The following is a 12,340-nucleotide window of genomic DNA, read 5'->3' as shown; positions in this document are numbered from 1 at the left end:
ACATCCGTCATCGATGTGCGATTTTGTCGGCGGCTCGACGCTGGCCGGTGAGCCGAGGTACGAGACGCACGAGGATCACCATGCCGACCAGCTCCACGAGCGTCTGGGGAACCACGGCCAGTGCGGCCACGGACAGGGACTCCGGTAGCGCAAGCGCCAGAGGGAGCACCACCCGGGAATTGCGGGTGGACCCGCTGAAGACGAGCGCACGGGTCGCCGGCACTTCCAGGCGTGCGAGTCGACTCGCTGACAACCCGACGACGACCATGATGACCGGGAACGCGATGTACAGCGGCACCACCAGCAGAAGCGAGGCGATCCGCGTGCCCACCGCCGCGATCTGGGATCCGCTCACCACCGCCAGGGTGGCCATCATCAGCGGCACCATAAGGACCTGCATGACGGCTTCGATTGCCCGGCCGAACCGGTGCCGACGGCCAACCCATTGAACCGTGACCGCAGCCAGCAGGGGAATCACGATCAAGACGAGGAACGCCTCGAGGAACGGCTCAATCTCGATCATCGAGACGGTGTCCGGGCCGGCGAACAGCAGCAGGTAAATGGGAAGTAGAACAATCTGCAGAAGCATCAGCAGAGGTGTGGCCGCCAGGAGTCGTTCACGTGCCCCGCCGGCCAGACCGGTGAACACGATCACATAGTCGACACACGGAGTCAGCAGCACGAGCGGGGCACCGAGGAGCAGTGCCCGGTCGCCGGCAACGAATCGTGACAGGCCGAACGCGACCACCGGAACGACGATGAAGTTGACGGCAATCACGGTGCCCAGAAAACGGATGTCCACAATCTGCCGGCGCTCCATCCAACGCACGGGTCCCGCCATCGTGCAAACGTACAACGCCCTTACCATCGCGTCGGATGGGCCGATGTCCGACTCCCGGCGGTGAGCGAAGAAGGATCCACCTTGAGCGCTATCATCGTTTAATGACGATCAAATCTTCGGTTCTGTCCGATGGGTGCGGGCAACGCGATCCTGCGGCGGCGCTGTTCCACTCCCTCAGTGACCCAACCCGGTTGAGCATTGTGAAGCGAATGGCCGGCGGCGAGGTACGGGTCAGTGACCTTACCGGCGAGCTGGGCCTCGCCCAATCCACGGTTTCGGCGCACGTTGCGTGCCTGCGTGAGTGCGGCCTGGTGGAAGGCCGTATGCAGGGCCGCAGCGTGTACTACTCGCTGTCCCGTCCGGAGCTGATTGACATGCTCGCCCAGGCCGAGGTTCTACTCGCCGCAACCGGCAACGCGGTCAGCCTGTGCCCGATCTACGGCACCGGCAGTACCGGCGTCCCCCTGACAAAGAAGCGCACACCATGAGTGCTGCCTGCGGTTGCAGCGACGAGAAAAACGGGACCGAGGAATCCGAAGAGGAGGAGGCCGCCAGTTTCTGGCAGGTGAGCGAGATCCGGGCGGCGGCAGCCTCCGGTGCACTTCTCCTTGCCGCGTGGATCGTCTCGCTGACCGGCGGTCCCCAGGGGCTGCTGCTACCACTGGAAATCATGGCGCTTCTGATTGCCGCCTGGACATTCGTTCCGTCCACCCTCCGACGACTGCTCAAAGGCAAAATCGGGGTCGGTACACTGATGACGATCGCCGCCGCCGGCGCGGTCGCGCTCGGGCAGTTCGAGGAAGCAGCCGTGCTGGCATTCCTCTACGCGATCTCGGAAGGGCTTGAGGAATACTCCCTGGCGAAAACCCGCCGAGGTCTGCGCGCCCTGCTGGACCTGGTCCCGGTTGAGGCGATCGTCCTGCGCGACGGCGCCGAGGTCACCGTCGCCCTGTCAGCACTCGCCCCCGGCGACCGTATGGTCGTCCGGCCCGGGGAACGTCTAGCCACCGACGGGAGGATCATCATCGGCCGCACGTCTTTGGACACCTCTGCGCTCACCGGAGAGTCCGTCCCCGTCGAGGCGGGACCGGGAACCGAGGTCTATGCCGGGTCCATCAACGGCACAGGCCCGCTCGAAGTTGAGGTCACCAGCACCGCTGAGAACAACTCGGTGGCCAGGGTCGTTCAGATCGTGGAGGCTGAGCAGTCCCGCAAGGGGCCCGGTCAGCGGTTGGCCGACTCGATCGCCAGCAAGCTGGTTCCGGGCATCCTGATCGTTGCAGTCCTGATCATCATCTTCGGCTTCATCGTCGGCGAACCACTGCTGTGGTTCGAACGTGCGCTCGTCGTCCTGGTCGCCGCCTCGCCCTGCGCCTTGGCCATCTCTGTCCCGGTCACCGTGGTCGCCTCCGTCGGCGCCGCCAGCCGCATGGGCGTTCTCATCAAGGGCGGGGGTGCCCTGGAAACCCTCGGCCGGATCCGCACCATCGCACTGGACAAGACCGGAACCCTCACCCGCAACAAACCCGCCGTGATCGATGTCGCCACCACCGGATCCGCTTCCAAAGACGATGTCCTCTTCCTCGCGGCCGGTCTGGAATCCCGCAGCGAACACCCCCTCGCCCACGCCATTCTCGCCGCGGCTCCGGACCGGGCGTTTGTCACCGACGTGGATACCGTCCCCGGCGCCGGCCTGGAGGGCCGGGTGGACGGGCGACGTGTACGTCTCGGCCGGCCGGGGTGGATCGATGCCGGCCCCCTGGCCGCCGACGTCCAGCGGATGCAACAGGCCGGCGCCACCGCTGTCCTCATCGAGGACAATGGGCAGGTCATCGGCGCCATCGCAGTCCGTGACGAGCTGCGTCCCGAAACCCGGCAGGTCATAGACCGGCTGAGCGCATCCGGATACACCACGGTCATGCTCACCGGCGACAACCTGATCACCGCCACCGCCTTGGGGAAGGCTGCGGGCATCACCAAAGTCCACGCCGACCTCCGCCCCGAGGACAAAGCGGAAATCATCCGCACCCTCAAAGCCCGCCAGCCCACAGCCATGGTCGGCGACGGCGTCAACGACGCGCCGGCCCTCGCAACCGCCGACACCGGCATCGCCATGGGCGCCATGGGCTCCGACGTCGCCATCGAAACAGCCGACATCGCCCTGATGGGCGAGGACCTGAACCACCTACCCCAGGTGCTCGACCACGCGCGGAGAACCCGGAGCATCATGCTCCAGAACGTGGGCCTGTCCCTGCTGCTGATCGCCGTGCTCATTCCCCTGGCACTATTCGGCACGCTCGGCCTGGCCGCCGTGGTCCTGATCCACGAACTGGCCGAAATCGTCGTGATCGCCAACGGCGTCCGGGCGGGCCGGCTGAGCCGCACAACCGCGCTGGGAGCCGCGCAGTCCGCCCCAGCACTGGAAGCGGCAGCGTGAACGCCGAAGCCACGCTCTCGCGCGGGGTGGCCCCCGACCTGGGGTTGATCAGCATCCGGCTCCTCTACAACCCCCGCGCGTCCGCCGGGACGGCACGAGGATTCAGGTCCGCGCATATCGGCTGGGTGGCCGTGCGGGCCGCGACCGACGCGGCGATCGACGCGCATCTGGACCCGTAGACCATTACCGCGATTACCGGTCTGATCAATGCAGCGCTGACCGTGTACACCATCCCTTCGGCGCCGGGCATGTCAGGACCCTCCACGCAGGCACGGCCCAACGATTCAGCGGAGACGCCAGAAACTTCATCGACCGGCTCGACAGGCGGACACTCGTAGCTTGGCCGTATCAGCCACCGCAACGTGCTCGCCCGTGTGCAATAATCTGCGCATGAATGCATATGAGGATGGTTGCACGCTCGGCCCAGAAAGTGAGTATGTGGAGTTGGCCGTGGAGGTCTTCGCGATGCTCGCCGACGCCACGCGCATCCGGGTCATACTCGCGTTGCGCGACTCGGAACTGTCGGTGAACCAACTGGCGAAAATCGTCAACAAGTCCCAGGCCGCCGTATCGCAGCATTTGGCGAAGCTGCGCCTCGCCCGCATCGTGACTACCAGGCGCGAAGGAACCCGGGTGTTCTATCGCCTCGCGAACGAGCACGCCCGCCAGCTTGTCGCCGACGCCATCTTCCAGGCCGAGCACGCCCTCGATGGCGTTCCGGCCCACCACCGGCACCCGCACGACACCGCCAGCACAGAACTTGAGGTGGACGCGCATGCGTGACGTGTTGCGGAACACCGCCTACCGAAAACTGTTCAGCGCCCAGGTTGTGGCGCTGATTGGCACCGGCCTGCTCACCGTCGCACTGGGGCTGCTCGCCTTCGATCTGGCCGGCGGGGACGCCGGCATCGTCCTGGGCATCGCCTTGACGATCAAGATGCTCGCCTACGTGGGCGTCGCCCCGGTCGTGTCCGCGCTCACCAGCCACGTCCCCCGCAAGGTGCTGCTGGTGTCCTCAGATGTTCTCCGGGTCGGGGTTGCGATCTCGCTCCCGTTCGTCACCGAGGCCTGGCAGATCTACATTCTCATTTTCGTGCTGCAGGCCGCTTCCGCGACCTTCACGCCCGCGTTCCAGGCGCTGATCCCGGATGTTCTTCCTAAGGAAAGCGAATACACGCGGGCGTTGTCGCTGTCCCGTCTGGCCTACGACCTGGAATCCCTGCTCAGTCCCATCCTGGCGGCCGCGCTCCTGACCGTGATCAGCTACCACTCCCTGTTCGTGGGAACAGCGCTCGGCTTCGTCGGCTCGGCCACACTCGTGCTCTCCACCACCCTCCCGGCGATGAGATCCACCGCAGCCGCACCGTTCGTCGACCGGCTCACTCGAGGCGTGCGCGTGTTCTGGCGCACCCCGCCGCTCCGTGCACTGCTCGCGATGAACCTCGTCGTCGCCGCGTCTACCGCGATGGTGATCGTCAACACCGTCATCCTCGTGCGGAACAGCCTTGAACGAACCCAGGTCGATTTCGCGATCACCCTCGCCTGCTACGGACTAGGCTCCATGCTCGTCGCCCTCAACCTGCCGCGGGTGCTGGATCGCTATCCGGATCGACGCGTGATGCTGACCGGATGCGCCATCCTCCCGAGCGGGCTCGTCGCCGTCGCGCTGCTGGTCCTGGCTCAGGACTCCGCGCCGGCCTGGCCAGGCGTGCTCACGGTCTGGTTCGTTCTCGGCGCCGCGACCGCACTGATCCTCACGCCGTCGGCCCGGCTCCTCCGACGCTACTCCGACGACACCAACCGGCCAGCGGTCTTCGCCGCCCATTTTTCGCTCTCCCGCGCCTGCTTCATCATCACCTACCCGCTGGCCGGGATCCTCGGGGCAACGCTCGGACTTGCCCCGACTGCCCTCGTCCTGGCCGCCATCGCCGTACTCGCCGGACTCGCGGCGGTCCGGTCGTGGACATCGGCGTCAACACAGCTTCAGGAGGCCAATAGGTGAAGGACTACGGCTTCGTGTGAGTCAACATGCCTGAGACTTCGATCTGCCCTCGTGTCCCGACTGTGACGCCGACCTTGTCGAAGTGCAGGTCCGCGGTGGCGGGTCTACGTACGGTGGCCACGAAGAGCTTGCTGGTCCGGATTGTCTCCTTGCCGGTGGCGCTTGTCACCTCGGCGATCACGTCGCGGGTGCCCTCGGATTCTTCCTGCGACGCCAGCCGGGAGCGCACCAGGACGGTCACCTCGCAGCCGAGCCGGGAGAACAGTTGTGCTTGTTCGAGGGCCACGTAGCCCCCCCCCCCCCCCCNCCCCCCGGACCAGCAATGACTCGGGCACTTCGTCTAGCTCCATGGCGTTCGCCGAGGTCAGGCAGCCCACCTCGGACAACCCCTCAATGGGTGGTGCCCACGGGGCGGAGCCGGTGGCCACGAGGTACTGGTTTGAACGCATGGTTTCCACGCTGCCGTCGTCCGAGGTGATCTTTAGTAGCGGCTCCTCCGTAGTTCCCGTAAACGTTGCGTCGCCGTGACGGAAGGCCCAATCGTATTCGGCGATCAAGTCCCCCTAATTGCTGGCCCGCATCGTGGTGACCAGAGCGCGCTTGCCCTCGATTAGCTCCTTCATATCCACCGGCTCCGCAGAGGCTGCGATGCCGGGGAATCGCCTCGTATCGAAGGCAACATGGCGAGCTTCGGCGGCCGCCAACAGGGCCTTAGACGGCATACATCCCGTATTGACGCAGGTGCCTCCGATAGTTGCACGCTCGACTATTACCACTTGCTTGTCAAGCCTGGTCGCCAGGATCGCGGCCGCGAATGCTGCACCACCGGAACCGATGATCGCCAAGTCAAAGTCGGTCGGCGTTGTTTTACACATGAATCCTCCAAGTGCTTCCAATCGGCAATCGCGCTGCCGCCGCGCAGTGCGGTGTGCGCGGACCTCAAGTCCGGTCATGGCAGGAGCACAGGGTGCGCATAGGAGGAACGGCTGATGTGGCCGGGATGACGGCGAAAACGCTGCGCTATGTCGAGGATCGAGGCTTGCTTCCTCCGCCGGAGCGAGCCTCGAAGGGGTATCGGGAATATGGGCACGACACCCTCAGTCGGCTGAGCTTTCGGCGGGCGCGCGACAGTTGCCGGCTTCCATCAAGACGTCGCTGCGGCAGACCCCACAGGATGCGATCCTGACGAGATCTGCAACTACCTGAAGACCTCGCGTCGAACACATTGAACCGTGCCATGGGCTGCGGGAACAGCGGCATCGGAGAGCACGTGCTCCGACCGCCGGTCGCCGCGACCACATCAGCAGCCGATGCGCAGGCGAGTTTTTGCTCAGGCCTGTATAGAAAGCAGTATTATCGTAAATAATACAATTCGACGAATCATGGTCTCGCTGAGGGTCCGTCCGAAGAGACAACGGCATGAGTGACGGGAATGCAATGAACAGAAGACGTGCAGTGGCCATGGGCTCGATCCCCCTTGTCATCGTGGCGGCCGCGACGGCAATTCTGATGACCACAACCGATGACCCGGAGGCCCGGGTAGCCATGCATGAGGGTCTCGTGACCGGAACGGTCTGGGTCGCCAACGAAGATGGCGCCAGCCTGAGCGCGATCGACGCGGCCTCGAACAAGGTCGCAACCACCCTGACCGGTCTTAAGAGCCCACACAATGTGCAGGCGACAGCCGATGGGGAGTCCGTGTGGGCCGTCAGTGGATCCACGTCTATGGCGATCAAGCTCGACGCATCAACGTTGGCTGTGACGGGAATGGTCGCCACCGGCGCCATGCCTGCTCACGTTGTCGTCACTCCGGATCTCACGACGAGTTACACAACCAATAACGCTGACGACACCGTGACGGCAGTCAATGCCTCGACGATGCAGTCGGTGGCCACCATCCCCGTCGGGACAGGCCCACACGGGCTCCGGCCAAGCCCCGATGGAAAATGGATTTACGTCGCCAACATCGGCGGAACGACTCTGAGCGTCGTCGATACCGCAACTAACTCACAGGTCGCAGAGATTGAGGTCGGCGCGGCGCCCGCCCAAGTGGCATTCTCGCCGGACGGACGCTTCGTGTACGCCTCGCTCAGTGGGGAAAATGCCGTTGCCAAGGTAGACGTGGCCACCCGCAAGCTGGTCGGAAAGACCGCGGTCGGCTCCGGACCGATCCAGACGTTCGTGAGCCCGGACAACAAGTACCTACTGGTAGCCAACCAGGGCACCGACGACGAACCAGGCACAACAGTCTCGATCCTGAGTGTCGATACATTCAAGGTTGTGAAGAGCGTGAAGACGGGCGACGGCGCCCACGGCGTCGTCATTGACCCCTCCAGCCGACACGCGTACGTCACCAACATGGCCGCAGACACGGTCGCCGTCCTCGATCTGAAGTCGCTCACCGTCGTGGCACGTATCCCGGTCGGATCCACACCAAATGGAATTAGCTTCTCAACGCAAACCGTCGAACCGTCCCCGGAAACAAAGCTGGAGCTTCCGGTGGTTTCTGGCGACTCGTCGACGATGAAGCACTAGGCACTGTCAGGCGCTGGCGGCGCAGTGCGCATGGGGGAGGTTAGGAGCGGACCAATCGTGCGATTGCGATTGAAGCTTCCTTGATCTTGGCGTCGCCTTCTTCACCGCCAGCAGCGACAGCGGCAACAACACAGTGGCTCATGTGGTCCTCGAGTAAGCCCAAGGCCACGGACTGCAGAGCGCTGGTCATAGCTGATATCTGCGTCAGAATGTCGACGCAGTACAGCTCATCTGCGACCATTCCCTGCAATCCCCTGGCCTGTCCTTCGATTCGTCGGAGGCGCTTCACATACGCGTCTTTGCTCGATATATAGCCGTGCGGGCCAGCGTGGGTTGTCATCGCGCTCTCGTCGTTGAAATCACTCATTGATGTGTGTATCCGATCTGGTCTGCCCCGCGCGATCCCGGTGGCCTGCCGGCGAGTGGTGGCACTTTGAATTTTCCGAGTATACCCCCGGGTGGTATACCTCACACGCGGCGGGGTGACCAACTGTGCGCACCGGTCTCATGTTGACCGGGTACCCCCCTGGGGTATACCGTGGGTGTATCCCCTGGGAGTACGTCCCGACGGTTGCTTCGATCGCCGAGGAACGAAAGGAATCGCGAATACTATGTCGACGTTGAATATGAACGACCCTGGCCTTTCTGACTCTTCGTGCACGTGCGGGTCGCACGATCACAAATCCGAGCGCACCGCAGAACCTACCGGCATGACCACCACTTTCCAGGTATCGGGAATGACCTGCTCTCACTGTGTGAAGAGCGTGACGGCCGAAGTGGGCCAGGTCGCCGGAGCCGAAGCCGTGGACGTTGACCTTGTCCCGGGCGGCGTCTCCGTGGTCACCGTCTCCAGCTCCGGACCCCTCGATCCCGCCGCTGTGGCCGCCGCCATCGATGAGGCAGGCTACGAACTGGTCACGGCGACCCGATGAGTGGAGAGCAGGTCGACCTTCTCGTCGGCGGCATGACCTGCGCCTCCTGCGCGGCGCGAATTGAAAAAAAACTCAACCGGATGCCCGGGGTCGAGGCATCGGTGAACTACGCCACCGAGAAGGCCAGTGTCCTCATCCCTGACGGCACGACGGTTGAGGATGCCATCGCGGTGATTGAGGAGACCGGATACACGGCCGCACGTCCGAAACCGCCTGAGGCGCCGACACTCGATATGCCCACGGACCAAGACCGCGAAGTGGCCAGCCTGCGCCAGCGGCTGATCCTGTCCGCCCTGCTCGCCACCCCCGTGCTCCTGCTCTCGATGATCCCCCCGCTGCAATTCACCAATTGGCAATGGCTGGCTCTCACCCTTGCCGCCCCGGTCGCCGTCTGGGGAGCATGGCCGTTCCATCGCGCTGCCTGGGTGAATTTGCGCCACGGTGCTGCGACTATGGACACCCTGATCAGTATCGGAGTGCTCGCCGCACTCGGCTGGTCGCTCTACGCCCTCTTCCTGGGAATGGCTGGAGTCCCGGGCATGACCATGGCCTTCAGCTTCACCACCACCCCGGGAAGCGGTGCCGATGAAATCTACCTGGAGGTCGCATCCGCCGTCACGGTGTTCATCCTGGCCGGCCGTTACTTCGAGGCCCGTGCGAAGAAACAGTCTGGTGCCGCGCTGAAGGCGCTGCTCGAACTCGGGGCGAAAGAGACGACCCTTCTGCGGGATGGTGTCGAGACCACCGTCCCCACCGCGTCGCTGGTCGTCGGCGACCAGTTCGTCGTCCGTCCCGGCGAGAAGATCGCCACGGATGGAACCGTTGTAGAAGGTAACTCGGCGATCGACGTCAGCATGCTCACCGGCGAGTCCGTTCCGGTCGAGGTCGGGCCCGGCGCAGCCGTGGTCGGCGCCACCTTGAACTCGGGTGGTCGCCTGGTCGTGCGGGCCACCCGCGTTGGCGCGGACACGCAGCTCGCCCAGCTAGGCCGCTTGGTCGAACAGGCGCAGACCGGTAAGGCCGAAGTACAGCGCCTCGCCGACCGGGTCTCAGCGATCTTCGTCCCGATCGTGATCGGGTTGTCGCTGGCCACCCTTGTGGTCTGGCTGCTGCTCGGAGCAGGGACCGTCGTCGCATTCACCGCGGCCGTGGCGACGCTCATCATCGCGTGCCCGTGCGCGCTCGGCTTGGCGACCCCGACCGCTCTGCTCGTGGGCACCGGGCGTGGTGCGCAGTTGGGCATCCTGATCAAGGGACCCCAGATTCTCGAATCAACCCGCCGGGTAGACACCATCGTGCTCGACAAGACCGGCACGGTCACGACCGGCCGGATGACGCTCGTGGCCGCCGTTCCCGTCGCTGGTGGAGACGAGCAGCTCTTGCTTCACCTCGCCGGAGCCGCGGAAACGGGTTCCGAACATCCCATCGCCCAGGCGATTGTGTCTGGTGCCCGGGAACGCGCCGGCGAACTACCGTCACCCGAGTCCTTCGCGTCGACGGACGGTCTCGGCGTTCAAGCCCTGGTCGGCGGTCGGGTCGTTCTCGTGGGACGTCCGCGCTGGCTGACGGAACAGTGGACTATCCCGCTTCCGTCAGAGCTCGAGACGGTGCTGGCCGCCTTCGAGGCACAGGGTCGAACCGCGGTCGCCGTCGCCTGGGACGGCCAGGCCAGGGGTATCCTCGCCGTCTCTGACGTCGTCAAAGACACCAGCGCTGCCGCGATCGCGGAGTTCCGTCGCCTGGGTCTGCAGCCGGTGCTCCTCACCGGCGACAACGAGGCCGTCGCGGCCTTCGTTGCGGCTGAGGTCGGTATCAGCGACGTTCGTGCCGGTGTGCTGCCGGCCGAGAAAGCTCAGATCATCCGGGAGCTGCAGAGCGAGGGTCGCGTGGTTGCCATGGTCGGCGACGGCGTGAACGACGCTGTGGCACTGGCCACCGCGGACCTGGGCATTGCGATGGGAACGGGAACGGATGTCGCCATCGAGGCCAGCGATCTGACCCTGGTCAGAAGCGACCTCATCGCGGCAGCTGATGCGATCCGACTCTCCCGGCGCACCCTGTCGACCATCAAGGCCAACTTGTTCTGGGCCTTCGCCTACAACGTGGCGGCGATCCCGCTGGCCATGCTGGGCTTGCTCAACCCGTTGATCGCCGGCGCGGCCATGGCGCTGTCATCTGTTTTCGTGGTGAGCAACAGCCTCCGGCTGCGCGGCTTTCGCGGACTCAACGTGGCGAGTGCCCCGATACCTACCGGAACGCTCACCGAACATCCTGCCACCATCGGGTGACCTGTGGAATCGCATCTCACAGGTCACACCATGTGAAAGTCGATACTCTTGGTGAAGGCATGTGCGGGAATCGACTCCGCCAGGCACGGTACCGGAGGTGACATGAAGCTGGATAGCACGGCACACATTGCTTCGCGCAACCGCCCCGTCCTCACGTCCGGGTTGGTGGCGCTGGTCGCCATGGCCGCACTTCTGTTCGGTGTGCTGGCCATGAACTCAACGCATGCCGGGCACGAGACAGGTTGGACCCAAGTTGCGTCCGACCACACCACACAGGCCGGTGTCGTCCCGAACGTCGCGGCAGTCGCAGTCCCGGCGATGTCCGTCATCGCCCACACCGGTCTCGGAGCCGTCGATTGTTCCGACTGCTTGTTGGACTGTGCGATCGTCGCGATGACCTGCACCATTCTGCTGGTGATTGCATCATTGATCTTGTTGGCTCGGTTGCCGTCAACGTACCGCCGACTGCTCGACGCGGGCGGACACATCGCTCGGCTCTCTCACCGCCTCGTCCTGGATATTCACAGGCCGAATCTGACCATTCTTTCCATCAGTCGCATTTAGACCGAACCGCCGCCGACGCGCCCCCATGGACGCGTGGCATCCTCGCGCCCGCCGGCGCCTCGGTTTCTCAAGTCTGACTAATGAATGGAAAAACAATGCTCGAATCACGTAAGTACCTTCTGACGGGGGCGGCCCTCGCCGCCGTGCTCACGCTCAGCGCCTGCACCAACGGGACAGCCCCCGACAGTTCGTCCGGGTCATCCAGCACCCCCACTGCGTCCGCTTTTTTCGGGTCGGCTGATGTGACTTTCGCACAGATGATGATCCCCCACCACGAGCAAGCCGTCGAGATGAGCGAGGACATCCTCGCCAAGGACGAGATCGACGTACGCATCACCGACCTCGCCACGCAGATCAAAGCCGCCCAAGAACCGGAAATAGAGCAACTCAGAGACTGGCTCGCCGAGTGGGGCACCGATGAGACCAGCACCGGCGGCATGGATGGGATGTCGGGGATGGGTGACGGTTCGGATGGAATGATGTCCGACGACGACATGATGGCCCTCGAAAATGCGTCGGGCCCGCAGGCCGGCGAGCTATACCTGGAACAGATGATCGTCCACCATCAGGGCGCGATCATGATGGCGGAGCTGGAACTGGATGAAGGTCGAAACGAGGACGCCAAGGCCATGGCGTCGAACATCGTCACGAGCCAGACCGATGAGATCGATGTCATGAAGGACATCCTCTCCACCCCGTAGGACCCCTCACCTTTCCCGGCGGTAAAGCCTATCGAGACCC

General features: G+C 64.3%; 13 protein-coding genes and 1 pseudogene. 11 read left to right on the top strand and 3 right to left on the bottom strand.

The features are described from left to right. Positions 1-7: 7 nt before the first annotated feature. On the bottom strand, positions 8-841 hold the full coding sequence (locus tag CXY81_RS13410; RefSeq protein WP_233194169.1) for an arsenic resistance protein: 834 nt from the start codon (positions 839-841) through the stop codon (positions 8-10). A 101-nt stretch (positions 842-942) separates the two neighbouring features. On the opposite strand from CXY81_RS13410, the gene CXY81_RS13405 reads away from it, so the two are divergent. The 5 genes from CXY81_RS13405 (at position 943) to CXY81_RS13385 (ending at position 5,280) form a co-directional block, all read left to right on the top strand. Beyond that, positions 943-1,329 (top strand): helix-turn-helix transcriptional regulator, encoded by a 387-nt coding sequence (locus tag CXY81_RS13405; protein WP_104171653.1) that lies wholly within the window; start codon positions 943-945, stop codon positions 1,327-1,329. Then, positions 1,326-3,278: a cation-translocating P-type ATPase gene (locus CXY81_RS13400; protein WP_104195139.1), complete on the top strand. Its 1,953-nt coding sequence runs from the start codon at positions 1,326-1,328 to the stop codon at positions 3,276-3,278. Before CXY81_RS13405 ends, CXY81_RS13400 begins: the two co-directional genes overlap by 4 nt. Next, positions 3,275-3,457: a hypothetical protein gene (locus tag CXY81_RS13395; protein ID WP_104195138.1), complete on the top strand. Its 183-nt coding sequence runs from the start codon at positions 3,275-3,277 to the stop codon at positions 3,455-3,457. The genes CXY81_RS13400 and CXY81_RS13395 overlap by 4 nt, the downstream gene beginning before the upstream one ends. 211 nt (positions 3,458-3,668) lie before the next feature. Next, positions 3,669-4,061: a metalloregulator ArsR/SmtB family transcription factor gene (locus CXY81_RS13390; protein WP_104195137.1), complete on the top strand. Its 393-nt coding sequence runs from the start codon at positions 3,669-3,671 to the stop codon at positions 4,059-4,061. Next, positions 4,054-5,280, top strand: coding sequence for an MFS transporter (locus tag CXY81_RS13385; RefSeq protein WP_104195136.1), 1,227 nt, complete (start codon positions 4,054-4,056; stop codon positions 5,278-5,280). Before CXY81_RS13390 ends, CXY81_RS13385 begins: the two co-directional genes overlap by 8 nt. Before the next feature lie 7 nt (positions 5,281-5,287). Here CXY81_RS13385 and CXY81_RS13380 read toward each other — a convergent pair. Next, positions 5,288-6,155: pseudogene (locus CXY81_RS13380) on the bottom strand (FAD-dependent oxidoreductase); the annotation flags it as partial. 125 nt (positions 6,156-6,280) lie between these two features. Here CXY81_RS13380 and CXY81_RS13375 point away from each other — a divergent pair. Together CXY81_RS13375 and CXY81_RS13370 are read left to right on the top strand one after the other, a co-directional pair. Then, the gene (locus CXY81_RS13375; RefSeq protein ID WP_233194188.1) at positions 6,281-6,466 is read left to right on the top strand and encodes a MerR family DNA-binding transcriptional regulator; all 186 of its coding nucleotides are present in this window, start codon (positions 6,281-6,283) and stop codon (positions 6,464-6,466) included. A gap of 233 nt (positions 6,467-6,699) precedes the next feature. Next, complete coding sequence (locus CXY81_RS13370; RefSeq protein ID WP_233194168.1) at positions 6,700-7,815, top strand: beta-propeller fold lactonase family protein; 1,116 nt, start codon at positions 6,700-6,702, stop codon at positions 7,813-7,815. Positions 7,816-7,855: 40 nt separating this feature from the next. On the opposite strand, the gene CXY81_RS13365 is transcribed toward CXY81_RS13370, so the two are convergent. Beyond that, entirely contained in the window at positions 7,856-8,182 is a 327-nt protein-coding gene (locus CXY81_RS13365) for a metal-sensitive transcriptional regulator (protein WP_304481853.1), read from the bottom strand. A gap of 343 nt (positions 8,183-8,525) precedes the next feature. Here CXY81_RS13365 and CXY81_RS13360 point away from each other — a divergent pair, with 343 nt between their 5' ends. From CXY81_RS13360 to CXY81_RS13345, 4 genes are all read left to right on the top strand, one after another. Then, positions 8,526-8,747, top strand: a complete 222-nt coding sequence (locus CXY81_RS13360; RefSeq protein WP_104171648.1) for a heavy-metal-associated domain-containing protein — start codon at positions 8,526-8,528, stop codon at positions 8,745-8,747. Beyond that, positions 8,744-11,035, top strand: coding sequence for a cation-translocating P-type ATPase (locus CXY81_RS13355; protein ID WP_104171647.1), 2,292 nt, complete (start codon positions 8,744-8,746; stop codon positions 11,033-11,035). The genes CXY81_RS13360 and CXY81_RS13355 overlap by 4 nt, the downstream gene beginning before the upstream one ends. Before the next feature lie 102 nt (positions 11,036-11,137). Further along, complete coding sequence (locus tag CXY81_RS13350) at positions 11,138-11,599, top strand: hypothetical protein (protein WP_104195134.1); 462 nt, start codon at positions 11,138-11,140, stop codon at positions 11,597-11,599. Between the two features lie 95 nt (positions 11,600-11,694). Next, positions 11,695-12,300 (top strand): DUF305 domain-containing protein, encoded by a 606-nt coding sequence (locus CXY81_RS13345; protein ID WP_199183064.1) that lies wholly within the window; start codon positions 11,695-11,697, stop codon positions 12,298-12,300. The last annotated feature ends 40 nt before the right edge of the window (positions 12,301-12,340 follow it).

This window comes from Cryobacterium sp. M25, from assembly GCF_002929635.1.
Lineage (GTDB): Bacteria > Actinomycetota > Actinomycetes > Actinomycetales > Microbacteriaceae > Cryobacterium > Cryobacterium sandaracinum.
The sequence above is the reverse complement of the archived record's forward strand: the minus strand, read 5'-3'. Positions and strand labels throughout refer to the sequence as shown.